The sequence below is a fragment of the Streptomyces narbonensis genome (genome assembly GCF_014649015.1).
In the GTDB taxonomy this organism is placed as follows: Bacteria; Actinomycetota; Actinomycetes; order Streptomycetales; family Streptomycetaceae; genus Streptomyces; species Streptomyces narbonensis.
In genome coordinates, this window is sequence record NZ_BMSF01000006.1 from 337,905 (window position 1) to 361,187 (window position 23,283).

The 23,283-nt window shown below is 73.7% G+C and carries 19 protein-coding genes; 12 read left to right on the forward strand and 7 right to left on the reverse strand.

Going from position 1 to position 23,283, the window contains the following annotated elements; translation table 11 throughout:
* Positions 1-124: 124 nt before the first annotated feature.
* Both IE124_RS14220 and IE124_RS14225 read right to left on the reverse strand, forming a co-directional pair.
* Entirely contained in the window at positions 125-604 is a 480-nt protein-coding gene (locus tag IE124_RS14220; protein ID WP_189508074.1) for an SRPBCC family protein, read from the reverse strand.
* 190 nt (positions 605-794) lie between these two features.
* On the reverse strand, positions 795-2,120 hold the full coding sequence (locus IE124_RS14225; protein ID WP_189508165.1) for a type III PLP-dependent enzyme domain-containing protein: 1,326 nt from the start codon (positions 2,118-2,120) through the stop codon (positions 795-797).
* 105 nt (positions 2,121-2,225) lie between these two features.
* Here IE124_RS14225 and hutU point away from each other — a divergent pair, with 105 nt between their 5' ends.
* From hutU to hutI, 4 genes are read left to right on the forward strand one after another with little or no spacing between them, the layout of a single operon-like run.
* Positions 2,226-3,920 carry a urocanate hydratase gene (gene hutU / locus IE124_RS14230; RefSeq protein ID WP_189508075.1) on the forward strand — a complete coding sequence of 565 codons (1,695 nt, stop codon included), beginning with the start codon at positions 2,226-2,228 and terminating at the stop codon, positions 3,918-3,920.
* A 17-nt stretch (positions 3,921-3,937) separates the two neighbouring features.
* Positions 3,938-5,140 (forward strand): allantoate amidohydrolase, encoded by a 1,203-nt coding sequence (locus tag IE124_RS14235; RefSeq protein WP_189508166.1) that lies wholly within the window; start codon positions 3,938-3,940, stop codon positions 5,138-5,140.
* Positions 5,131-6,495 (forward strand): formimidoylglutamate deiminase, encoded by a 1,365-nt coding sequence (locus IE124_RS14240; protein WP_189508076.1) that lies wholly within the window; start codon positions 5,131-5,133, stop codon positions 6,493-6,495. Before IE124_RS14235 ends, IE124_RS14240 begins: the two co-directional genes overlap by 10 nt.
* 17 nt (positions 6,496-6,512) lie before the next feature.
* Positions 6,513-7,763 (forward strand): imidazolonepropionase, encoded by a 1,251-nt coding sequence (gene hutI / locus IE124_RS14245; protein WP_229832445.1) that lies wholly within the window; start codon positions 6,513-6,515, stop codon positions 7,761-7,763.
* Positions 7,764-7,767: 4 nt separating this feature from the next.
* On the opposite strand, the gene IE124_RS14250 is transcribed toward hutI, so the two are convergent.
* Positions 7,768-9,381, reverse strand: coding sequence for a phospholipase A2 (locus tag IE124_RS14250; RefSeq protein WP_189508077.1), 1,614 nt, complete (start codon positions 9,379-9,381; stop codon positions 7,768-7,770).
* A 277-nt stretch (positions 9,382-9,658) separates the two neighbouring features.
* Entirely contained in the window at positions 9,659-10,288 is a 630-nt protein-coding gene (locus IE124_RS14255; protein WP_189508078.1) for a phosphotransferase, read from the reverse strand.
* Positions 10,289-10,456: 168 nt separating this feature from the next.
* Between IE124_RS14255 and IE124_RS14260 the strand changes: the two genes are divergently transcribed.
* From IE124_RS14260 to IE124_RS14285, 6 genes are all read left to right on the forward strand, one after another.
* On the forward strand, positions 10,457-11,539 hold the full coding sequence (locus IE124_RS14260; RefSeq protein ID WP_229832460.1) for a GNAT family N-acetyltransferase: 1,083 nt from the start codon (positions 10,457-10,459) through the stop codon (positions 11,537-11,539).
* Positions 11,540-11,746: 207 nt separating this feature from the next.
* Positions 11,747-13,099: a glycosyltransferase family 2 protein gene (locus IE124_RS14265; RefSeq protein WP_189508080.1), complete on the forward strand. Its 1,353-nt coding sequence runs from the start codon at positions 11,747-11,749 to the stop codon at positions 13,097-13,099.
* Positions 13,096-13,905, forward strand: coding sequence for a polysaccharide deacetylase family protein (locus tag IE124_RS14270; RefSeq protein ID WP_189508081.1), 810 nt, complete (start codon positions 13,096-13,098; stop codon positions 13,903-13,905). The genes IE124_RS14265 and IE124_RS14270 overlap by 4 nt, the downstream gene beginning before the upstream one ends.
* Before the next feature lie 139 nt (positions 13,906-14,044).
* Positions 14,045-16,147, forward strand: a complete 2,103-nt coding sequence (locus tag IE124_RS14275; RefSeq protein WP_229832446.1) for a hypothetical protein — start codon at positions 14,045-14,047, stop codon at positions 16,145-16,147.
* A gap of 41 nt (positions 16,148-16,188) precedes the next feature.
* Complete coding sequence (locus tag IE124_RS14280; protein ID WP_229832447.1) at positions 16,189-16,662, forward strand: hypothetical protein; 474 nt, start codon at positions 16,189-16,191, stop codon at positions 16,660-16,662.
* Complete coding sequence (locus IE124_RS14285; RefSeq protein ID WP_189508082.1) at positions 16,659-17,720, forward strand: glycosyl hydrolase; 1,062 nt, start codon at positions 16,659-16,661, stop codon at positions 17,718-17,720. Before IE124_RS14280 ends, IE124_RS14285 begins: the two co-directional genes overlap by 4 nt.
* 12 nt (positions 17,721-17,732) lie before the next feature.
* Here the strand turns inward: IE124_RS14285 and IE124_RS14290 are convergent, their stop codons facing one another.
* From IE124_RS14290 to IE124_RS14300, 3 genes are all read right to left on the reverse strand, one after another.
* A complete protein-coding gene (locus IE124_RS14290) occupies positions 17,733-19,904 on the reverse strand; it encodes a lipopolysaccharide biosynthesis protein (protein WP_189508083.1) in 2,172 nt (723 codons plus the stop codon).
* Positions 19,901-21,097 (reverse strand): DegT/DnrJ/EryC1/StrS family aminotransferase, encoded by a 1,197-nt coding sequence (locus tag IE124_RS14295; protein ID WP_189508084.1) that lies wholly within the window; start codon positions 21,095-21,097, stop codon positions 19,901-19,903. Before IE124_RS14295 ends, IE124_RS14290 begins: the two co-directional genes overlap by 4 nt.
* Before the next feature lie 204 nt (positions 21,098-21,301).
* Positions 21,302-22,168, reverse strand: a complete 867-nt coding sequence (locus tag IE124_RS14300) for an RNA polymerase sigma factor SigF (protein WP_189508085.1) — start codon at positions 22,166-22,168, stop codon at positions 21,302-21,304.
* Positions 22,169-22,401: 233 nt separating this feature from the next.
* Here IE124_RS14300 and IE124_RS14305 point away from each other — a divergent pair, with 233 nt between their 5' ends.
* Both IE124_RS14305 and IE124_RS14310 read left to right on the forward strand, forming a co-directional pair.
* The gene (locus IE124_RS14305; protein WP_189508086.1) at positions 22,402-22,773 is read left to right on the forward strand and encodes an STAS domain-containing protein; all 372 of its coding nucleotides are present in this window, start codon (positions 22,402-22,404) and stop codon (positions 22,771-22,773) included.
* A gap of 65 nt (positions 22,774-22,838) precedes the next feature.
* Positions 22,839-23,258, forward strand: coding sequence for an ATP-binding protein (locus IE124_RS14310; RefSeq protein ID WP_189508087.1), 420 nt, complete (start codon positions 22,839-22,841; stop codon positions 23,256-23,258).
* Positions 23,259-23,283: the final 25 nt, after the last annotated feature.

The following is a 23,283-nucleotide window of genomic DNA, read 5'->3' on the forward strand; positions in this document are numbered from 1 at the left end:
GATACGGCGCGCGAACGAACGGCGGTGACGGTGACGTTACTGAACGTTCCGGCTCGCGGGAGGTGTTCTGGCATTTTCCATCGGAACATGCCCGAGGGTGGCGGGAATTGACCGCCCGTGCTCGTCAGGCGCGGGACTCGACCGCGTTCGCGATCTCGGACAGGTCCTTCGCGAGCGCCTTGGCGACGGCCCTCGCGCCGAGGCGCGCGATCAGCTTGGAGGCGAATCCGGGCCGGCGGCCGGCCATCCGGCGGCCCGAGAACGTCATCCGCAGCGTGGTGGCGCCCTCGCCGTCGGCGTGGAGGGTGATCTCGGACTCGTAGTGCATGCCGTGCGACTCGGCGACCGTGACGTACCGGTCGGGCGGCACGCACTCGGTCACCGTCATCTCCTCCGTGGCCTCCTTGCCCAGCATCTTCCGCGTCTCGCGCCAGCGCGTGCCGACGCCGAAGCCGCCCTCGGTGAGCACCTCGACCTTCTGGACGCCCGAGAGGACACGGGGCATGTCCCGCAGGTCGGTGATCGACTCCCAGACGCGCCCGGGGGAGGCGGCGACCCGGCGCTCGACGACGACGGAGGTGGTGTCCGTACCCGATCCAGTCATGTCCTCATCGAAGCCGGGACGCCGCGCCCGCGCTACCCGAAAGGCCCGCCCGCGCTACCGGGCGCCCCCCTGTCCGTGCGATCCGGCGCCCCCCGCCCGCGCGATCCGGCCGGCCGAGTCCGTGCGATCCGGCGCCGCCGCCCGCGCGATCCGGCGGGCCGGTCCTTGTGGTCCGGCCGTCCCGCCCGCGCTACCCGACGAGCGCGTCCGCGTGGGCCCCGCCCGCCTCCGCGACGATCTCGTCCGTTGTCTGGGCCTTCCGGACCGTCGAGAACGCCACCGTCCCGTCGTCGCCCACCGTGAAGCCGTGGATCGCGGGCCGGGGCAGGCTGTTGTACGCGTAGTGGTGGGCGAAGTAGTACGCGCCGGTGTCCGGGACGGCCACGATGTCGCCCGGGTGCAGCAGCGGCAGCTCCCGGCCGGTGGCGAGCAGGTCCCCGGCGAAGCAGGCGGGCCCCGCCACGTCCTGGACGGTGGGCTCCCCGGCGCGGGGACGGCCCTCGGCGTCGTACGCGAGGATCCGCAGCGGCCAGGAGTCGGGGGCGTAGACCGTGCGGGTGGCGAGCTGGACGCCCGCGTGGGTGACGGCGATCGGGCGGCCCCCGGAGGTCTTCGTGTACTCGACCCGGGCGAGGACCGTGCCGTGCTTGGCGAGCAGGGAGCGGCCGAACTCGGTGACGAGCCGGTAGCGGCCGTCGAGGAGCCCGGGCGCGGTGTCGGCGAGGAGGCGGGCGTACTCGGCGTACGTCGGCGTCTCCTCGTCGGAGGTGAAGTTGACCGGCAGGCCGCCGCCGATGTCGAGGGTGTCGATCTGCTGCCGTCCCGCCTTGTGGTTGATCTCCTCGGCGAGGGCGTAGGCCTCCCCGACGCCTTCGGCCATCAGGGCGAGCGGGACGCCCTGGGAGCCGGTGTGGGTGTGCAGCCGGGTGAGCCAGGGGCGGTCCAGGTAGGCCTGGACGACGCCCTCGCGGGCGCCCTCGTCGCGGAGTGCCACGCCGAACTTGGAGGTGGCGGTCGCGGTCGAGAGCGCTCCGATGGAACCGGCTCCGACCTGCGGGTTCACCCGGATCCCGAGGGGCGAGGCGGTGGGCGCGGAGGCGACGAGCGCGTCGAGGCGGTCCAGCTCCTGGAGGTTGTCGGCGTTGACGGCGATCCCGAGCGCGAGGGCCTGGCGCAGCTCGGCCGGGGTCTTGGCGGGGGAGTCCAGCACGGTGTCGGTGGGTGGGATCCCGGCGGCGCGGGCGAGGGCGAGCTCGCCGGCGCTGGCGACCTCGACGCCGAGTCCCGCGTCGTGGAGGAGGCGCAGGACGGGGACCAGCGGGGCGGCCTTGACGGCGAAGGCGTGGAGGACGTGGGCGTCGGTGACGGCGGCGAAGGCGCTGGTCAGGGCGGCGGCGGAGGCGCGGATGCCGGCGGTGTCGAGGAGGGCGACGACGGGTTCGGCGGGGGAGAGGAGTCCTTGGTCGACGGAGGCTCGGACGGCGAGATCACGGCGGTAGGAGGCCATGCGGCCCATCCTCGTCCATCGCTTCACCGGTACGGGTGAGGGCGGCCCTGTTGACTACAACTATTCAGCGCGCCAAGATGTGAATATCTGATCGACATCCGAGGAGGCACCCCCATGTCAGGACCCCGCCCCGTCCGAGCGGCACGCGGTACGGAACTGAGCGCCCTGGGATGGCAGCAGGAAGCCGCCCTCCGGATGCTCCAGAACAACCTCGACCCCGAGGTCGCCGAGCACCCCGACAAGCTCGTCGTCTACGGCGGCACCGGCAAGGCCGCCCGCGACTGGCGCTCGTACGACGCCATGGTCCGCACGCTGCGCACGCTGAAGCAGGACGAGACGATGCTCGTCCAGTCCGGCCGCCCCGTCGGCGTCATGCAGACCCACGAGTGGGCCCCGCGCGTCCTCATCGCCAACTCCAACCTGGTCGGCGACTGGGCGAACTGGGAGGAGTTCCGGCGCCTGGAGGCCCTCGGCCTCACCATGTACGGCCAGATGACCGCAGGCTCCTGGATCTACATCGGCACCCAGGGCATCCTCCAGGGCACCTACGAGACCTTCGCCGCCGTCGCCGCGAAGAAGTTCAACGGCACCCTGGCCGGCACCATCACCCTCACCGCCGGCCTCGGCGGCATGGGCGGCGCCCAGCCCCTCGCCGTGACGATGAACGACGGCGTCGCCATCTGCATCGACGTCGACCCGCGCGCCATCGAGCGCCGCATCGAGCACCGCTACCTGGACGTCAAGGCCGACAACCTCGCCCACGCCCTCCAGCTCGCCGTCGAGGCCCGCGACGCCCGCCGCCCGCTCTCCATCGGCCTCCTCGGCAACGCCGCCGAGCTGCTCCCGCAGATGCTCGCCGAGGGCGCCCCGATCGACATCGTGACGGACCAGACCTCCGCCCACGACCCGCTCTCCTACCTCCCCGTCGGCATCGCCTTCGAGGACATGGCCGACGCCGCGGCGAAGGACCCGGCCGGCTTCACCCAGCGCTCGCGCGAGTCCATGGCCAAGCACGTCGAGGCCATGGTCGGCTTCATGGACGCCGGCTCCGAGGTCTTCGACTACGGCAACTCGATCCGCGGTGAGGCGCAGCTCGCCGGCTACGACCGCGCCTTCGCCTTCCCCGGCTTCGTCCCCGCCTACATCCGCCCGCTGTTCTGCGAGGGCAAGGGCCCCTTCCGCTGGGCCGCCCTCTCCGGCGAGGCCTCCGACATCCACAAGACGGACAAGGCGATCCTGGAGCTCTTCCCGGAGAACGAGTCCCTCCACCGCTGGATCAAGATGGCCGGCGAGCGCGTCCACTTCCAGGGCCTCCCCGCCCGCATCTGCTGGCTCGGCCAGGGCGAGCGTGACAAGGCCGGCGACATGTTCAACGACATGGTCGGCAACGGCACCCTCGCCGCGCCCCTCGCGATCGGCCGCGACCACCTCGACTGCGGCTCGGTGGCCTCCCCGTACCGCGAGACCGAGGCCATGCTCGACGGCTCCGACGCCATCGCCGACTGGCCGCTCCTCAACGCCATGGTCAACGTCGCCTCTGGCGCCTCCTGGGTCTCCCTCCACCACGGCGGCGGCGTCGGCATGGGCCGCTCCATCCACGCCGGCCAGGTCACGGTCGCCGACGGCACCCCGCTCGCCGGCGAGAAGATCCGCCGCGTGCTCACCAACGACCCGGGCATGGGCGTCATCCGTCACGTCGACGCCGGCTACGACATCGCCGAGCGCGTCGCCGACGAGAAGGGCGTCCGCGTCCCGATGCGCGAGGGCGACGACGCTTCCGAGGTCTCCGGCGCCGAGGCCTCCGCGTGAGCGAGACCTTCCACGCCATGTGGCGGTCGCTGCGGCCCATCGGCCGCAGCGCCGCCTCGGGCGGCTACCGCCGCTACGCCTGGACCGAGGCCGACGCCGACTGCCGGCTGTGGTTCCGGATGCAGGCAGAGGCCCGCCGTCTCGACGTCGAGACCGACCGGAACGGCAACCAGTGGGCCTGGCTCGGCGACCCGACCGCCGGTGACGCGGTCGTCACGGGCTCCCACCTGGACTCCGTCCCGGACGGCGGCGCCTTCGACGGCCCCCTCGGTGTCGTCTCGGCCTTCGCCGCGCTCGACGAACTCCGCGCGCGGGGCGCCGTGTTCAAGCGGCCCCTCGCCATCGTCAACTTCGGCGACGAGGAGGGTGCCCGCTTCGGCCTCGCCTGCGTCGGCTCCCGCCTCACCGCGGGCCGGCTGACGAAGGAGCAGGCCTACGAGCTCCGCGACGCCGACGGCATCAGCCTCCCGCAGGCGATGGAGGCGGCCGGCCACGACCCGGCCACCATCGGAGCCGACCCCGAGCGCCTCGCGAAGATCGGCGCCTTCGTCGAGCTGCACGTCGAGCAGGGCCGGGCCCTGGACCTGTCCGGCGACGCCGTCGGCCTCGCCTCCGCGATCTGGCCGCACGGCCGCTGGCGGTACGACTTCGCCGGCGAGGCCAACCACGCCGGCACCACCCGGCTCGTCGACCGCCGCGACCCGATGCTCACCTACGCGGAGACGGTCCTCGCCGCCCGCCGCGAGGCCGAACTCGCGGGCGCCGTCGCCACCTTCGGCAAGATCGCGGTCGAGCCGAACGGCGTCAACGCCATCCCGTCCCTCGTCCGCGGCTGGCTCGACGCCCGCGCCGCCGACCAGGGCTCCCTGGACCAGGTCATCGCCGGCGTCGAGGCCGCCGCCCGCGACTACGCCGGCCGCCACGGCATCGACCTCGCCGTCACCCGGGAGTCCTTCACCCCGGTCGTCGACTTCTCGGACACCCTGCGCGACGAGCTGGCGAAGATCCTCGGCGAGAAGACCGGCGAGAAGACCCCCGTTCTCGGCACGGGCGCGGGACACGACGCCGGGATCCTCTCCGAATCGATCCCGACCGCCATGCTGTTCGTACGGAACCCGACCGGCGTCTCGCACTCCCCGGCCGAATTCGCGGCCGAGGACGACTGCGTGGCCGGGGTCCTCGCACTCGCCGACGTACTGGAGGGCCTGGCGTGTCGCTGACGACGTACTGGCTGGAGCACGCCTGGCTCGACACGAACGTCGAGCCGGGCGTGGCCCTGACCGTGTCCACCAGCGGCTCCGCCGCGGGCACCCCGGACGGCCGGGTCGCGTCCGTCCGCACCGGGGTCGACGCCCCGCCGCCCGGCGCGGTCGTCCTGCGCGGCCTGACGATCCCCGGCCTCTCCAACGCCCACTCGCACGCCTTCCACCGCGCCCTGCGCGGCACCGTCCAGGTCGGCTCCGGCACCTTCTGGACCTGGCGCGAGGTGATGTACACCGTCGCCCAGCGCCTCACGCCCGACAGCTACTTCGCGCTCGCCCGCGCCGTGTACGCCGAGATGGCGCTCGCCGGAATCACCTCCGTCGGAGAGTTCCACTACCTCCACCACGCGCCCGGCGGCAGCCCGTACGCCGACCCGAACGCGATGGGCGAGGCCCTGATCGCCGCCGCCGCCGAGGCCGGCATCCGCATCACCCTCCTCGACACCGCCTACCTCTCCTCCGGCTTCGGGGCCGCCCCCGACCGGCACCAGCTCCGCTTCTCCGACGGCACGGCGGAGAAGTGGGCCGAGCGGGTGTCGGCGCTCAAGGAACGGGACGGCGTCCGCGTCGGAGCGGCGATCCACTCCGTACGGGCCGTCCCGGCGGACCAGCTCGCCACGGTCGCCCGCTGGGCACAGGACAGGGAGGCCCCCCTCCACGTCCACCTCTCGGAGCAGACCGCGGAGAACGACGCCTGCCTCGCGGCGCACGGCCTCACCCCGACCCAGCTCCTCGCCGAACACGGCGTCCTCGGACCCCGCACCACCGGCGTCCACAACACCCACCTGACGGACGGCGACATCGCCCTCCTCGGCTCCTCGACCACCGGCACCTGCATGTGCCCGACGACCGAACGCGACCTTGCCGACGGCATCGGCCCCGCGGTCGCCCTCCAGCGGGCCGGCTCCCCGCTCTCCCTGGGCAGCGACAGCCACGCGGTCATCGACCTCCTGGAGGAGGCACGGGCCATGGAGCTGAACGAGCGCCTGCGCACCCGCACGCGAGGTCACTGGACGGCCGCGGCGCTCCTTCGCGCGGCGACCGCCGACGGCCACGCGGCCCTCGGCTGGCCGGACGCGGGCACCCTGGAGGCCGGCGCGCTCGCCGACTTCACGACGATCGCCCTGGACACGGTCAGGACAGCGGGACCGCTACCGCGTCTGGCAGCCGAGACGGCGGTATTCGCCGCGTCGGCAGCGGACGTCCGTCACACGGTCGTGGCCGGCCGTCACGTCGTACGGGACGGGGTCCACCACTCCGTACCGGACGTGGCCGGCGCCCTCGCGGACTCGATCGCCGCCCTGCGCGGCTGAAGGAGACACCCCTCATCATGAACACCGGCCCCGCGGCGACGAACAACCCGGCGGCGAGCTCCGCCCCCAGGAGCGCGAACAGCGCCGTGGCGACGACCGCCACCGCCATCGTCAACATCGCCAGCCTCGTCACGAACGATCCCTCCCTCGGTGATGGCAGTCCTCTGGGCCTGATCCAGGACGCGGCCGTCGTCGTCGACGGCGACCGGGTCGTCTGGGTCGGTGAATCAAGCAGAACACCCACCACTGACAATCGGGTCGACGCCGGCGGCCGGGCCGTGATCCCCGGCTTCGTCGACTCCCACTCGCACCTCGTCTTCGCGGGCGACCGCACCGCCGAGTTCAACGCCCGCATGTCGGGCCAGGCGTACGCGGCGGGCGGCATCCGCACGACGGTCGCGGCGACGAGGGCGGCGAGCGACGAGGCCCTCTCGGCCAACGTGGCCCGCTTCATGCGCGAGGCCCTCCGCCAGGGCACGACCACCTTCGAGACGAAGTCCGGCTACGGCCTGACGGTCGAGGACGAGGCACGTGCCCTGCGGATCGCCGCCGAGCACACCGACGAGGTGACGTACCTCGGCGCGCACATCGTCTCCCCGGACTACGCGGACGACCCGGCGGCCTACGTCGAGCTCGTCACCGGCGAGATGCTCGACGCCTGTGCCCCCCACGCCCGCTGGGTCGACGTCTTCTGCGAGAAGGGCGCCTTCGACGGCGACCAGGCCCGCGCGATCCTCACCGCCGGCAAGGCGAAGGGCCTGCACCCCCGGGTGCACGCCAACCAGCTGACGTACGGCCCCGGCGTGCAGCTGGCGGTGGAGCTGGACGCGGCCAGCGCCGACCACTGCACCCACCTCACCGACGCCGACGTCGACGCCCTGGCCTCCGGCAACACGGTGGCCACCCTCCTCCCCGGCGCCGAGTTCTCCACCCGCGCCCGGTGGCCGGACGCCCGCCGCCTCCTGGACGCCGGCGTGACCGTCGCCCTCTCCACGGACTGCAACCCGGGCTCGTCCTTCACGTCCTCCGTCCCCTTCTGCATCGCCCTCGCGGTACGGGACATGGGCATGACCCCGGACGAGGCCCTCTGGTCCGCGACGGCCGGCGGCGCCGCGGCCCTCCGCCGCACGGACGTCGGCCGCCTCACCCCCGGCGCCCGCGCGGACCTGACCGTCCTGGACGCCCCGTCCCACGTCCACCTGGCCTACCGGCCGGGCGTCCCGCTGGTCAGCGAGGTCTGGCGCGCGGGCGCGCGCGTCGCGGGCTGAGCACTCAGGTCGCGTCGGCGCCGGCCTTCGCGCGGGCGGAGACCGCCACGGCCCCGTAGAGGGTGGTCGCTGCCGCGCGGCACGGGCTCTTGACCGCGTAGCCGCGGCAGGTCCGGTCGTACAGCATGTCCCAGAACAGGGCGTCGACCTCAGCCACCTGGGACCGTGAGAGCGAGTAGCGGTGCTCCTTGTAGGAGTTGCCGATCGTCCCGTACCCGTAGTCGTGCGCGTCGCAGGCCGCGCGGAAGTCGTAGCCCAGCGGGCGGTCCGGCGCGGTGGTGCAGTGGTCGTTGTCGACGCCCCGGACGAACGTCCCGCTCTTCAGCTGCTTCCAGGACGGGTTGCGCCACCCGTGGTGCGCGACCTTCGTCGAGCAGCCCTCGGAGGCGTAGAGCATCCAGGAGCCCGCCGTGGAGCACGGACCCGGGTACGGGAGCGGCAGCGAGACGTCCGGGTCGAGGAACTCCTCCGGCCCCGGGGCCACGCCCTCGGGCTCGTTCTGACTGGCCGCTCCGGTGACCGGGCCGCCCGGGACGGGCAGGGTGCCCGTGGTCTCGCGCGCCTGCGGGGCGACCGCGTCACCGGTGTAGGTCAGCTCCCAGCGGGCGCCCTCGTCGGTGGTGGCGGTCACCACGCGGTCGTAGCCGTCGTAGGTGTAGGCGTTGAGGTCGAGACCGGAGGCAGGGTCGGTGGTCTTCCGCAGGAGGCCGCGCACGTCGTAGGCGTAGCGGGCCCGGGTCTGGACGGTCGCGCCCTCGGTCACGGTGATGTCCTTGGCCCGGCCGGCCACGTCGCCGAGGGCGGTGCCCGCGGCGGTCGTGGCGGACGCGTAGGAGACCTTGACCGACCGCGCGGGCGTCTCGCCGCGTGCGGGCTCGTCGATCTGCTGGACGCGGCCCTTGGAGTCGTAGGCGACCGTGGTCGTCCTGAACGCCTTGGTGCCGACGCCCGTCACCCGCCAGGCGCCGCCGGCCACCTGCTTCCAGGTGAAGATCGGCTTGAGGTCGGCGGCGGGGACCGGCTGTCCGAGCGCGTTTACGGGCACGTCGTCGCCCGCCGGTGCCGTGGCGAGGCCGAGGTTGACCGTCTCCGTGACGGTGGTGCGGAGCACGCCGGCGGCGTCGTCCCAGACGGCGCTCTCCGTGATCGTGGAGCCGTCGGGGGCGGTGTACGTGATGAGGTGGCCGCCGTCGGGCCGGTCCAGCTGGTTCGTCAGGTCGTAGCGGACGGACTCGGAGACGCCCAGATCGGTGGTGGTGAGGAAGCCCGAGCCCCGGGTCAGGGAGCGGTTGAGCCGGCCGCCGAGGAACTCGGCGGTCCAGCCCGGCCCGAAGACGCCGAGGTCGGGACGGCCGGCGGGGGCGTCCTGCGCCTGTGTGCTGTCGGCCTGACGGGTGACGGTCTGGCTGCGGCTCATGAGGCCGACCGCGACGTCGTTCTCGGCGATCCGGTACCGCGAGGGCGTGGACGTGTACAGGCCGGGACCGAGGGTGCGGAACTCGCCGGCGACCGACGGCTGGTCCGGTACGTCCGCCACGGCGGCGGAGGCCGACTGCGGGAGCAGGAGAGCCAGCGAGAGGGAGGCCGAAGCCACGATGGGGAAGGCGATTCTGTGCATGGATTCCTGCCCGTCGGAGTGACTTGAGGTGTCGATGTCCACGGACTTTATGAGCGGGAAACGGCGGGCGACAAGGGAATCCCGTGCATCCGGGGAGCTCATCTTCAGGGCAGGAAAGATGGGCAGCGCGATATGAGTAGGCGTACTCATGTGCGTGGCCTGACCGCAGATCAGAATGCGTCTGCCGAGCGGAAGTCGGTGCGGTGCGAAGGTAAGCGGAACGCACGGTTCACCTGAATTCCGCCGACAATTCGAAGCCTTCTCGTGCGGTCGGGGGTCAGGCGGTCATCGACTCCACGAGCGCCACCGCTTCCGTCAGAGCCGCGACTTCTCCGGTCGTCAGGTTCGGGTCCGCCGCGCGGCGCCCGCGGGCCGTCGGGAGGTGGGGGAGGACCGGGGCGTGGGTGGTGGACAACAGCGCCCCCAGGGCGGCGCGGGCGCCCGGGGCGAACGGGGCGGCGGAGGCCGCCACCTCCGCGAGGATCAGCGCCGACATGGCGCAGTCCAGGCCCGCCGGGCCGTCCTCGGCGGTCTGCCAGTCGATGACGACGGGGCCCGCGGACGCCGTGAGCACCACGTTCCCCGGGTGCAGGTCCAGGTGCAGGAGGCGGGAGCCCGGCAGGCCGTGCAGGCGGGTGAGGAGCTCCGCGATCAGTCGGCCCGCCGGTTCCGGCTCGTAGGTGCCGTCCAGGAGCGCGTCCAGGAGCGACGGTCCGGCGAGGCGCTCCATCACCAGGTCGGGCCCCTCCGCCCGCACCACCGCCGGAACCGGGTAGCCGTGGCCCGCCAGCCGGGTCATCACCCCCGCCTCCCGCGTCGCGTCGTCGCCGTCCCGGTACCGCCGCAGGACCCGCGTCTCGTCCAGTGCGTACACGTCCGCGGTCCTGCCCTGCCCGATGATCTTCAACTGCCCTGCCCCGTTCCTCTTTTGTCCATGCTCACCCGTGCCTGACCGCCGCTTCACAGTGGGGTCACGGAATGGCCGAGTATGCCTGCCGGGGAGGGGTTCGGACCGGTACCGTCCTGTCCTGGCAGTACTCAGGGGGTAGACCGGGGGGTCGGCAAGGTGAGTGCTTTGCGTGTGCGGATCGTGCGGCCGGGGGAGCTGAGCGAGCGCGAGATGGCGGCGTGGCGGGAGCTGCGTGCCACGTCCGGCTCGCCCGCGAACCCGTTCATGGAGCCCGAGTTCACGCGCGCGGTCGCCGAGGTGCGGCCCCGTTCGCGGGTCGCGGTGTGGTGGGAGGGCGGCGATCCGGTCGGCTTCTTCCCGTACGAGAAGGGGCCGTTGGGGCAGGGCCGGGCCATCGGCTTCGGCGTCTCCGACAGCCACGGCGCCGTCCTGCGACCCGGACTGCGGCCCGGTGCCCGCGCGTTGCTGCGCGCCTGTGGGGCCGCGGTCTGGGAGTTCGACAACCTGGAGGCCGGCCAGCCCGTCTTCGAGGGCGCCGCCACCGAGTCCTTCGCCTCGCCCGTGATCGACGTCGGCGAGGGGTACGCGGCCTACGAGGCGCTGCTGCGCGTCCAGTCGCCCAAGTTCCTCCGGACCACCCTCGCCAAGGAACGCAAGCTCGGCCGCCAGGCGGACGGCGAGGTGCGCTTCGTCTTCGACGAACGCGACCCGGCCGCACTGCGCACCCTCATGGAGTGGAAGTCCGCCCAGTACCGCAGGACCGGGCGCGGCGACCGCTTCGCCAAGGAGTGGATCAGCACCCTCGTCCGCCGCCTCCACGAGCAGCGCACGCCCGGCTGCTCCGGCGTCCTGTCCGTGCTGTACGTGGGAGACCGGCCCATCGCCGCCCACTTCGGGCTGCGGTCCGCGACCGTGCTCTCCTGCTGGTTCCCTTCGTACGACCCCGAGTTCGCGAAGTACTCGCCCGGCCTCGTCCTCCACCTGCGCATGGCCGAGGCCGCGGCCGCCGCCGGGATCGGGCTGCTCGACCTGGGGCGCGGCGCGGCCGAGTACAAGGACGCACTGAAGACGGGCGAGCTGACGGTGTACGAGGGGGCCGTCTTCGTCCCGGGTGCCCGCGCCGCCCTGCACTGGCTCGGGCGCGAGCCCGCCCGGCGCGCCCACCGCTTCGTCCGCGACCGCCCGGCCCTCGCGGCCCGGGCCCGCACCACCCTCAACGGCCTCGCCCGGCTGCGGGGCAACCGATAGCCCCGACCCGACGACGAGACGGCGGCCCGTCGTCCGGACCGGCGAACGGCTCGGCGACCCGAGCGGCGTCCGGCCCGGCGAACGGACCGGCTCCCGGGCCACCACCCGGGCCGCCACGCCCCTCGTCCCCGACCGCGCCGGCTCCGCCCCGCCGCCGCCCCTCCCCAGCCGCCGAGCCCGCCGCCGTACTCCCCTGAGGGATCCCCATTGAGCAGCCGATCGAGCAGTCGCCCCGACCGCCCCGTCCCCCCTCCCCGTGCCGCCTCCGTCTCCGTCGCCGAGCTGGATCTCGACGCGCCCGACGGGCCGGTCGTCGGACTGCGGCCCGCGCCCGGCGGGCCGCCCCTCGCGACGGGCGACGTCTACGCGCTCGTACGGCTCCGGGGCCGGCCCGCCGCCACCGTCATCGGGACCGTCGCGGAGGGCGAGGACCCCGGGGAGGTGCTCGGCGCGCTCGCGCGGCAGCGCGTCGAGGCCGCAGCCCGGCCGCGTACCGACGCCGAACGCCTCGCCGCGGCACGCCCGCTCGCCCGGCCCGACCTCCTCGCGTCGGCCCGCAAGGGGCTCACCCCGCCCCGTACCTCCGTCGTCGTCGCCACCCGCGAGCGCCCCGAGCAGCTCGCCCGCGCGCTCGACTCGCTCCTCGCGCAGGACCACCCCGACCACGAGCTGATCGTCGTCGACAACGCGCCCCGCACCACCGACACCCACGACCTCGTCACGGGGAAGTACGCCGACCGCGTCCGGTACGTCTGCGAGGACACCCCCGGGCTCGCCGTCGCCCACAACACCGGCGCCGCGGCCGCCGACGGCGAGGTCCTCGCCTTCACCGACGACGACGTGATCGCCGACCCGCACTGGCTGACGGCCCTCACCGAACCCTTCGCCGCCGACCCCGGCCTCGGCTGCGTCACCGGCCTCATCCTGCCCGCCCGGCTGGGCACCCCCGCCCAGGTCCTCCTCGAATCGCACGGCGGCTTCGCCAAGGGCTTCGCGCCCCGCCTCTACGACCCCGCCCGGCCGCCCGCCGACGAGCCGCTCTTCCCCTTCACGGCGGGCAGCTTCGGCTCCGGCGCCAACATGGCCTTCCGGGCCTCCGCGTTGAAGAAGGCCGGCGGCTTCGACCCGGCGACCGGTACCGGGACCCCGGCCAGGGGAGGCGACGACCTGTACGCCTTCGTCGCCGTCCTCTCCGCCGGCTTCCGGCTCCGCTACACACCCGAGGCCCTCGTCTGGCACCACCACCGCGAGACCTGGCAGGACCTGCGGAACCAGGCGTACGGCTACGGCGCCGGCCTCACCGCCTACCTCACCGCGACCCTGGTACGCAGCCCCCGCCTGCTGCCCGCCCTGCTCGCCAGGCTGCCACGCGGCCTCGCCCACGCCAGGGCGCTGACCGCCCAGCGGGGAGGGGCCGCCGAGGGCGGAGTCCCCGGCGAGCACGGCACCCAGCACCATCCCTGGCCCCGCACCCTGTCCCGACTGGAGCGACGCGGCATGCTCTACGGCCCGATCGGATACGCGAAGGCCCGCGCGGTACGGAAGGCGGCGGCCCGATGAAGTGCGCGCCCGTCTCCACCCGCATACCCGTCCTCCTCTACCACGCCGTGATGGACGACCCCCCGGGCTGGATCGCCGAATTCACCGTCTCGCCCAAGGAGTTCGCCTCCCAGCTCGACGCGATCGTCGCCAGCGGGCGCACCGCGATCACCGTCGGCGCCCTCGCCGCCCACTTCACCGCCGGCGAGCCGCTGCCGCCCCGCCCCGTCGTCCTCACCTTCGACGACGGCTTCGCCGACCTCGTCGGACCGACGGCCGAGGCGCTCGCCGCCCGCGACCTGCCGTCCACCGCGTACCTCACGACCGGGGCCATCACCCCCGGCCGGCCCTGCCTCCTGCCGCCCGCGCCGATGATGAACCTCTCCCAGGCCCCGCGCCTGGAGCAGTACGGGATGGAGGTCGGCGCCCACACCGTCACCCACCCGCAGCTCGACACCCTCACGCCCGGGCTCCTGCGCCGCGAACTGCGCGAGGCGAAGGTGGTCCTGGAGGACGTCCTCGGGCGCGAGGTCCGGCACCTCGCCTACCCGCACGGCTACAACAGCCCCGCCGTGCGCCGGGCCGTCGCCGCCGCCGGCTACACCTCCGCCGTCGCCGTCCGGCACGCGCTCAGCTCCGAGTCGGACGAGATCTACCGCATCGCCCGGCTCATCCTGCGCCGCGGGCACACCGTCGCCGACATCGAGCAGTGGATGGAGGGCCGCGGCGCGAAGGCCGCGCCGTACCCGGACTCGCTGCCCACGGTCGGCTGGCGGATGTACCGCAGGGCCCGTGCGCTGCTCAACGGGCCGGAGTTCGCGGGCTGACGCCACGGCGCAGCGGCGCCGCAGTGGCGCGCATGATCATCAACTCCCCCATCCGGGACGAGAGTTGAATCCGGGTGCACACCCGAAGTACGTTCCCTTGCTTCACCAAGGGGACAGGGACAGTGGGGGGAGAGCCGCCTTGCAGCAGGACCGTCTGCCGACAACACCGGTGACCGGGGGCGACGGCGTGCCGCCACAGCCCTCCGCGGAGGACCGCGAGGCCGCAGAGCGGGAAGACGCCGAACGTCAGGCCGCCGACAGGGAGGCCGCCGTGCGGGCGGCGACACAGCCGGCAGCGGCCGCCCGAGACACCGGCACGGCCCCGGCCCCCCGGGACAACGGCACGGCCCCGGCCCCTCGGGACACCGGCACGGCCCCGGCCCCCCGGGACAACGGCACGGCCCCGGCCCCTCGGGACACCGGCACGGCCCCGGCCCCCCGGCCCCGGTCCGGTCCCCTCGCCGCGCTCCGCACCCCGGCCGCCGCCAACCTCGCCCCGCTGGTCCTCGCTGCCGCCCTCTGGCTCTGGGCGCTGCCCCAGATCGACTTCCGGAGCATCGAGGAGTTCGGCCTCCTCGACCGCTTCCCCGTCGGCTTCTACGCCGCCCTCGCCGTCCTGACCGGCGGCTTCGTCCTCACCCTCCGCCGCGCCGGCACCGCGCCCCTCTGGCCCGCCACCTACTGCGCGGCGATGCTCGTCGCCCTCAAGGCGCCGCCCGCGATCCTCTACGACACCGTCCGCTACGCCTGGGCGTCCAAGCACGACGCGATCATCAGCCGGCTGCTCACCGAGGGCACCGTCCACCCCGGGCGCGAGCTCTCCGGCGGCATGTCCGCCTACGACCAGTGGCCCGGCTTCTTCTCCCTCGACGCGGCCCTCGTCCGCGCCTTCGGCGTCGACGCGGCGGCCTCCTTCATCAACTGGGCCCCGGTCGCGCTCGGGATGCTCACCGTGCCCGTCCTCATCCTGGTCTACCGCACGTTCAGCGACGACTGGCGGCTCGTGTGGACCGGCGTGTGGATCTTCCAGCTGGCGAACTGGGTGGGCCAGGACTACCTCTCCCCGCAGGGCTTCTCCTACCTGCTCTACCTCACCGTCTTCGCCGTCGTCGTCCGGCACTTCGTCCTGCCCGGCTCGGCCGGCCCGCTCCGCGACCGCTCCGCGCTCGACCCCGCCGCCGCGGCCGTCCCGCCGCCCACCACGACCAGGCAGCGCGCGGTCGCCGTCCTCTTCCTCGTCCCGGTCATCCTCACCATCAACGCCTCGCACCAGCTCACCCCCGTGATGCTGTGCGCGAGCCTCTTCGCCCTCTGCCTCACCCGCCGCTACCGCAACATCGGGCTCCTCGTCACCACCGGCCTGATCATGCTGGTCTGGAACCTCACCATGGGCCGGGAGCTCTTCCTGGAGACCCTCGGGACCCTGCGGGAGAAGGCCGGAGACCTCCTCGGCAACTCCCGTCCCGGCTTCGCCGGCGACCCCACGGGCCCCGGCCCGGAGCTCGTCGGCAGCGCCAACATCCTGATGGTCCTCGCCCTCGGCGGGCTCGCCGCCGCCGCCGTACTGCTCCGCCGCAGGCTGGCCCGCAGCGCCCTGCCGCTGATCCTCGCCGCAGCGGCGCCCCTGCCGATGTTCGCCGTCAACGACTACGGCGGCGAGATGATCTTCCGGGTCTACCTCTTCGGCCTGCCGGGCGCGGCCTTCTTCGCCGCCGCCGCGCTCGTCCCCGCCGTCGGGGCCGCGAGCCGGGCCGCCGCCGTCGCCCGCCGCACCGCCGCCGTCGCCCTGCCCGTCACGCTCGTCGCCCTGCTCGCCGGCTTCCTGCCCTCGTACTACGGCAAGGAGGGCATGCACTACGCGCCGCCCGGCGAGACCGCGCTCACGCGCCGCGCCTTCGACCGGGCGCCCGAAGGGGCGCTGATCCTCGCCGCGACGGGCGCCTTCGCCGACTCGTACTACCGCTACGACCACTACGAGCGCTGGTTCTTCACCGAGCAGGAGGTCGACGAGAACCTCCGCATGCTGAAGGACCCCGCCGGCTACCTCGCGGGCGGCATCCCCGCGGGCCGCCCGGCCTACGTGATCCTCACCCCCACGCAGGGCGAGGCCGTCATCGGCGAGGGGTACCTCCCGGTTGGCGGCTTCGACACCCTCAAGGACGCGCTCAAGCGGTCCCCGCTCTTCGAGGTCGTGGAGGAGAGCCGCGACGGACTCGTCCTCCGCTACCGGCCCACCACCTGAACCCCCGCAGGCCCGTCCGCACCCGAAGGAGCCGGTACCTCATGGCCGCCAGCCCACGCCTGACCCCACGAGTCCAGCGCAGAGCCGCCCTCGCGGCCTCCGGATGGGTCGCCCTCGCCGCGACCGCGCTCCCCGGCGGCTCCCCGCTGCGCTGGATCCCCGTCCTCGCGTTCGTCGTCCTCGCGCCGGGCCTCGCGCTGCTGCTCCCGCAGCCCCTCGGGCTCCGCCCCGGCGCCCGCCTGGAGGCCCTGGCGCTCGCCGCGCCCGTCAGCCTCTCCGTGGCGACGCTCGTCGCGACCACCCTCTTCCTGACGAAGGCCTTCTCGCTCACCGTCTTCCTCGCCGTCCTCGCGCTCTTCGTGACCGTCGCCGCGACCCTGCCCGGTGTGCCGCTGCCGGCCGCCACGCGCGGCGCCGTCGAGCGCGACAGCGCCCGCACGTCCGCGCGTACCGCCGGGGGTACGTCCCCGCTCGCCGCCCGGTTCCGTAAACGAAGGCCTGGCGGGGGCCGGTGAACGGGCGGCACGCCAAGGGCGGCCCCTGGACCCGGGCAGCCGTCGCGCTCGCCGCCGTCGGCGCGCTGATCGTCGGCATCGGCGTCTGGGTGACCCTCACCGAGGACGACGACCGCTGCGCTCCCGACACCTCGCTCGTCGCACCGTGCGGTGCCTGGTGGGGCGCGTACATCCCGTACGACGACGACAGTTCGCTCACCCGGCCGGTGTACGCCTTCGAGAAGAAGATCGGCCGCAAGCTCGACCTCGTCTACACGTACCACGACATGTCAGGGAGCAAGGCCGACGGCGAACTGCTCACCCCCGACGAGCGGGAGCTCGGCCGCGACCGGCTCCTCATGCTGGCCTGGGAGTCCACGGTCTGGACCGAGAAGCACCACGCCAACTGGACCGAGAAGCAGCTCGGCTGGAAGAACATCGCCGCCGGGACGTACGACACCTCTGTCATCGACCCGCAGGCCCTGCGGCTCAAGGAGTACGGGAAGCGGGTCTTCTTCTCCTTCGACCAGGAGGCCGACTTCCGCATCGAGCAGGGCGCCGGCACCCCCGAGGAGTACGTCGCCGCCTACCGCCACGTCCGCGACCGCTTCGAGAAGCTTGGCGTCACCAACGTGGTGTGGGTCTGGACCGTCTCCGGCTACCTCGGCAACTCCGCCCTGATGAAACGCCTCTACCCCGGCGACGACTACGTCGACTGGATCGGCATGGACCAGTACAACTACTACCTCTGCCACAAGTCCCCGAACTGGCTCGACTTCGACGGCAGCCAGCGCCCCAGCTACGACTGGCTGCGGAAGAACATCTCCGCCGACAAGCCCGTCATGCTCTCCGAGTTCTCCACCGCCCCCGACCCGAAGAGCCCCGAGCGGCAGCGCGACTGGTACACCGCGATCCCGAAGGTGGCGCCGACGCTGCCGGACGTGAAGGCGTACGTGCACTGGAACCGCGCCGTCCCCGGGCCGGGCTGCGACCTCACGATCGACTCCGGCCCGGGGCTCGACGGCTACCGGATCGCCGGCCAGGACCCGTACTTCAAGCAGCCCCTGCCACGCCGCTGACCCCGCAGGGAGTCAGCGGCGGCCCGCCGCCAGGCCGCGGAAGGCGCAGACGGCCATCGTCGCCCCGGCAAGACCCAGGAAGAGCGGGAGCGGGGCGGCGGCGAAGGCCTGCTGCCCCGCCCACCCGGCCCAGACGAGCACCCACACCACACCCGCCGTGACCCGCTCGCCCACGCCCAGCACCCGCAGCAGCAGGGCCGCGAGCAGCAGGCACAGCGCCTGGAGCACGATCGGCGTCACCGCCGCCGCCGGCCCCGCGGCCTCGCCGAGGAGGTCCGCACCCGGTCCGCCGGCCGCCGCGGGCCGCAGCCCCAGCAGGGGCGGGGCGGTGTGCAGGGCCAGGAAGGTGGCGAGCAGGACCGTCCCGGCGAACCCCGACCGGAAGGCGCGCAGACCGACGGCCGCCCCCTGGAGCGCGACGAGGACCAGCCCCGCGAGGAGCGTGACGGGCGGGAGCGCGGTCAGCAGGCCGGTCCCGGAGAGCCGCTCCACGTCGAGGGCGCCGGAGCCCGCGAGCGGGAACCAGAAGAGCCCGGCTGCCAGCCCGAGACACAGCCAGAGCCCGAGCCGGAGCCGGGCCGCGGCGGCCGGCTCCGGGGCGGAGGCCCGGTCCGCCTCCCGTGCGCCCGCCTGCCCCGCGCGGCCCCCCGGCCGTCCCGGGGCGGCCGCCGGCCCGTCCGTGCGCGGCCGCGGCACGTACACGGGGATGCCGAAGGCGGGCGTCACCGAGTCGTGCGTCCCGCGCAGATAGGCGCTCTCCCGCGCCCAGTTCGTGCCGTACCCGTCCTCCGCGCGCTCCTGCACCCGCGCGGCGGACCGGGAGCCCTCGGCCGGCTCCTCGCCCCTGAGGGCGGCCCGCAGGCCCGGCACGGACACCAGCGCCATCAGGGTCATGGCGCCCAGCACGGCGTACCCCGCACCGGCGATGCCGAAGGGCCCGAGGAGGAAGACCGCGCTGCCGAGCACCAGGACGCACATCGCGCCCTGGAGCGCGGCGAGCATGCCCGTACGGCCCTGCACGCGCAGCACTCCGATGTACAGCTCGACGGCGACCCGGGGGAGCGCGGCGGCGGCGAGCAGCCGCAGCACGGTCGTGCCGTTCTCGGCGTACTCCTCGCCGAACGGCGTGAGCAGCACCGGCGCGAGCACGACGAGCACCAGCACGACGGGGACGAGCAGGAGCACCATGCGGCGCAGCGCGCCCCTGACCCCCTCGGCGAGGGATTCCGGGCTGTGCGAGGCGTGTGCGGTGAGCGAGGAGGCCATGTTGATGGCCATGAACTCCATCGTGCCGCCGACGGTGTAGGCCGTGTAGAAGAAGGCGTTGTGGGCGGCGTCGAAGCGGACGGCGACCATCATCGGCAGCAGGCTGATCATCAGCAGGCTGAAGACGGAGCCGACGGAGTCCCCGGCGAGGAAGCGGCCGATCTCGCGCATGGTCGGCGGCTCGCGGTCCCGGTCGGCGTGCGCCTGTCGCGGGATCAGATGCCGGAAGACGAGCCAGCCGAGCGGTACCACGGAGAGCACGATGGCCGCGGCCCAGGAGACGAAGACGCCGAGCACCGGCAGGCCGACGGCGAGGACGACGAGCAGCACGAGCTTGCCGAGCGAGAAGACGGCGTTGCCGACGGGTACCCAGATCGCCCGTCTGAGCCCGGTGAGGACCGCGTCCTGGAGGGTGAGCAGGGCCCAGCCGATGCTGGCGGCGGTGAAGAAGATCCCGGCGGACACGGTGCCGAGCGGGGCGTACGAGGGTCCCCACCAGTCCAGGGTGAGCAGGAAGACGCCGCAGGCGACGCCCACGACGGCCGTGCTGACCAGGTACAGGCGGACGACGAGCGGCCCGGTGGCCCGGCCCGCCCGGGGCACGTACCGGACGACCGCGCCGGTCAGCGTCGTCGCCGTGAGGGAGGCGAGCATCCGCTGGGCGGCGATGGCGGCGGAGCCCTGGCCGACGGCCTCCTCCGTGTAGTAGCGGGCCGCCACCAGCCAGAAGCCGAGGCCGAGGGCTGCGGAGACGCCGGTGGAGAGCATCAGCGCGTAGGCGTTGCGGAACATGGAGTTCTCGCCGGAGTCGCCCTTGGCCTCCGTCAGGTCCTTGCCGGCGGGTTCCGGCACGGCGGCGGCCGGGGGCTCCCCGGCCGCCGGGTCGTCCGTCGCCCGCAGTCGTACGGTGTCGGTCACCGGGCGCCGCCGGGGGCCTCCGACAGGCGCGCGGGACGGGCACCGGCCGCGCGCAGCGCGCCCAGGACCTCGTCCGCGCGGCGCGGGTCCACCGGCAGGGCGTGCCGGGCGAAGCTGGCGGCGGCCTCCGGTGCGGGGGAGAGGTCGGTGAAGGCCTCGCCCGCGTAGCTGTCGAGCGGCGGGTCGTAGACGTAGCCGGTGGTGATCCGGTGCCGGGCGAGGGCGGCGATCGCCGCGTCCCGGTCCTCGACGAGCAGGGGCACCCGGAACAGCGGCTGGGCCGACTCGGCGGTGGCCCCGGGCGTGCCGTACTCGCTGGCCAGGAGCCGGGCCGTGCCGGCGCGGTGGGCGGCGAGGACGCCGTCGAGCCGGGCCAGCCGGCGGGTGGTGCGGCGGAGCCGCCCGGGGCCGGGCCGGAGCCGGTAGGCGTGCATGTCGACCCGGATCCAGGAGTGGAAGGGGGCGAGCGCGGGCGCGGCCGGCAGGGCCCGCCGCAGCTCGTCGGCGCGGAGCGGCATCCTTATCTCCTCGCGCTCCTCCATCCTGAGCAGCCGTACCGCCGCGCGTGCGGGCCGGACGAGGCGCGTCCCGCGCAGGGCGGCCTCCACGTACGGCCGTGCCAGGTAGGCGAGTTCGTCGACGGCGCGGCCCGGGTGCAGCAACTCGTCGCGGGCCGCGGCGAGTTCCTCCCGCAGCTTCGGGTCGGCGAGGGTGAGGAAGCCGCCGGTCTTGGCGGCGGTGTGCTTCGAGAGGCTGAAGACGGAGGCCTCGCCGTACGTGCCGACGGGGCGCCCGCCGACCGTGGAGCCGATCGCGTGGGCGGCGTCCTCGATCAGCGGGATGCCGAGCCGGTCGCAGTGGGCCCGCAGCTCCGGTGCCGGGTCGGGGTTCCCGTACAGATTGGTCGTGAGGACCGCGGACAGGCCGCGCCAGACGGACTCGGGGACGGCCGCCGTGTCGATCGACCCGTCCCGGGGGTCGAGCGGCGCCTGCACCGGGCGGAGGCCGGCGGCGAGCACGACGAAGAAGATGACGTCGTCGTTGACCGGTGACATCAGCACCCGGCCGCCGGGCTCGCACCAGTGGCGCAGCGCGAGGTAGAGCCCGAAGCGGCACGACGGCACGTAGAGGCACTCCCTGCCCCCGAGCCGGTCGCGCATCCGCCCTTCCAGTTCCGCGTACGCAGAAACCATGTGATTCCCCCCTGAATCCCCGGGCTCAATGTGGCCCAATCCGGACGGCCCGTCAACAAGGCCCCCCGGGCGCGCGGTCGGCGTCGCCGAAGAGCCTTCCGCCCGGTCGTGCACGGCGGTACGAAAGGGGCCCGTTCCGGGTCGGTCGACCGTGAACGGGCCCCTTCCTGAGCCATTTTGGCGGTTCGGGGGTGTCCGTGGAGGTCATTCCTCCAGAGTGAGGCCGCGGCGCAGCCGGGTGAGGGTGCGGGCGAGCAGCCGGGACACGTGCATCTGCGAGATCCCGAGCTCCGTGCCGATCTCCGACTGGGTCATGCCGGAGACGAAGCGGAGGGAGAGGATGAGCCGGTCGCGGGCGGGCAGGGAGGCGATCATCGGCTTGAGGGAGGCGACGTACTCGATCCCGGTGAGCCCGTCGTCCTCGTAGCCGATCCGGTCGGCGAGGGTGTTGTCCCCGCTGCCGGCCTCGTCCTCCTCGGTCTTGGCGTCGAGCGAGCTCGCGGTGTAGGCGTTGCTGGCGGTCATGCCCTCGACGACCTCCTCCGGGGAGATCCCGAGCTCCTCCGCGAGTTCGGCGACGGTGGGGGCGCGGTCGAGGCGCTGGGCGAGTGCGTCACCGGCCCGTGCGAGGTCGAGGCGGAGTTCCTGGAGCCGTCGGGGGACGTGCACGGACCAGGAGGTGTCGCGGAAGAACCGCTTGATCTCGCCGATGATCGTCGGCATCGCGAAGGTGGGGAACTCGACGCCGCGGGTCAGTTCGAAGCGGTCGATGGCCTTGATGAGGCCGATCGTGCCGACCTGGACGATGTCCTCCATCGGCTCGCTGCGGCTGCCGAACCGGGCCGCGGCGAACTTCACCAGGGCCAGGTTGAGTTCGACGAGGGTGTTGCGGACGTACGCGTGGTCGTGGGTGCCCTCCTCCAGTTCGGAGAGGCGGGCGAAGAGCTGCTTCGAGAGGGCGCGCGCGTCGACCGCTCCGATGCGGTCGAGGGGCCCGTCGGGCAGGTGGTCGAGGGGGGTTGCCGCCGACGGCGCGTCGGGGGTACGCGTGGCGTCGAGCCGGGGTGACATGGGTCTCCTTCATCGGTCTTCTGCTGCGGTTTGCGGCGCCTCCGAGGCCGGTCGTGTCGGGTGTCCTGTCAGGTGTTCCCTCTAGCCCTACCTGGTTGACGCCGATGGTTGCAAGTGCCAATAGTCCGATTTGGGTGGGTTCGTGGGGGGCGGTGTGTGCGCGGAAGGGCGCCCCGCTTGTAGGGTTCGAGGCACGTCAGTCGGCACCCGCGAGAGCGAGAAGAGGCACGGACATGGACCGCCAGCACATCGGCAGCGCGCAGCCCGCGCGCCTGCGGGTCGAGGTCCGGACCGTGGACGGGGGAAGCGAACTCCTCACCCCCGTGGGTGAGCTCGATCACCACACCGCCGAACTGTTGCGTACGCCACTCGACTCCGCGCTCGACGCGGGCCGGCCGCGGCTCGTCGTCGACTGCTCGGGCCTCGACTTCTGCGACTCGACCGGACTCAACGTCCTGCTCGGCGCCCGCCTGCGGGCGGAAGCGGCGGGCGGCGGGGTCCATCTGGTGGCGATGCGGCCCGCGGTCGCCAGGGTGTTCCACATCACCGGCGCGGAGGCCGTCTTCACGCTGCACGACACGCTCGGCACGGCCCTCCCCGGCTGAGACCGGCCAAGAGCCGTTCGTACGTACCACCCCTCTGTCTCGTCAATCGGTGAGGTGAAGCGCTGATGGACCAAGCTTCCGACGTCCGTACGCTCGCCCTCGGCGAGACCAGCGGCACCGTCCCGCTCGCCCGTGACTTCACGCGGTCGGCGCTCACGGAATGGGGCTGGCTCCCGGCCGCCACCGCCGACCGCAGGGCCGCAGCCGAGGACGTCCTGCTCGTCGTCTCCGAACTCGTCACCAACGCCTGCCTGCACGCCGAGGGCCCCGAGCGGCTGCGCGTCCTGCGCACCCCCCAGGTCGTCCGCCTCGAAGTCACCGACCGCGGCGCCGGCCAGCCCGCCCCCCGCACCCCCCACCGCTCCGGCCGCCCCGGCGGCCACGGCATGTTCATCGTCCAGCGACTCTGCCTGGACTGGGGCATCGACCGCACCCCGGGCGCCCCCGGCAAGACGGTCTGGGCCGAACTGGCCGCACCCGCCTAGCATTTTCACAAGTTCACCCACTCCT

Bases quoted from the DNA above. Each gene is read 5' to 3' on its own strand.
- IE124_RS14280 (WP_229832447.1), top strand. From the start codon at position 16,189: ATGGCCGCCAGCCCACGCCTGACCCCACGAGTCCAGCGCAGAGCCGCC.
- IE124_RS14220 (WP_189508074.1), bottom strand. From the start codon at position 604: ATGACTGGATCGGGTACGGACACCACCTCCGTCGTCGTCGAGCGCCGG.
- IE124_RS14300 (WP_189508085.1), bottom strand. From the start codon at position 22,168: ATGTCACCCCGGCTCGACGCCACGCGTACCCCCGACGCGCCGTCGGCG.
- IE124_RS14225 (WP_189508165.1), bottom strand. From the start codon at position 2,120: ATGGGCCGCATGGCCTCCTACCGCCGTGATCTCGCCGTCCGAGCCTCC.
- hutI (WP_229832445.1), top strand. From the start codon at position 6,513: ATGAACACCGGCCCCGCGGCGACGAACAACCCGGCGGCGAGCTCCGCC.
- hutU (WP_189508075.1), top strand. From the start codon at position 2,226: ATGTCAGGACCCCGCCCCGTCCGAGCGGCACGCGGTACGGAACTGAGC.
- IE124_RS14305 (WP_189508086.1), top strand. From the start codon at position 22,402: ATGGACCGCCAGCACATCGGCAGCGCGCAGCCCGCGCGCCTGCGGGTC.
- IE124_RS14310 (WP_189508087.1), top strand. From the start codon at position 22,839: ATGGACCAAGCTTCCGACGTCCGTACGCTCGCCCTCGGCGAGACCAGC.
- IE124_RS14295 (WP_189508084.1), bottom strand. From the start codon at position 21,097: ATGGTTTCTGCGTACGCGGAACTGGAAGGGCGGATGCGCGACCGGCTC.
- IE124_RS14250 (WP_189508077.1), bottom strand. From the start codon at position 9,381: ATGCACAGAATCGCCTTCCCCATCGTGGCTTCGGCCTCCCTCTCGCTG.
- IE124_RS14235 (WP_189508166.1), top strand. From the start codon at position 3,938: ATGTGGCGGTCGCTGCGGCCCATCGGCCGCAGCGCCGCCTCGGGCGGC.
- IE124_RS14270 (WP_189508081.1), top strand. From the start codon at position 13,096: ATGAAGTGCGCGCCCGTCTCCACCCGCATACCCGTCCTCCTCTACCAC.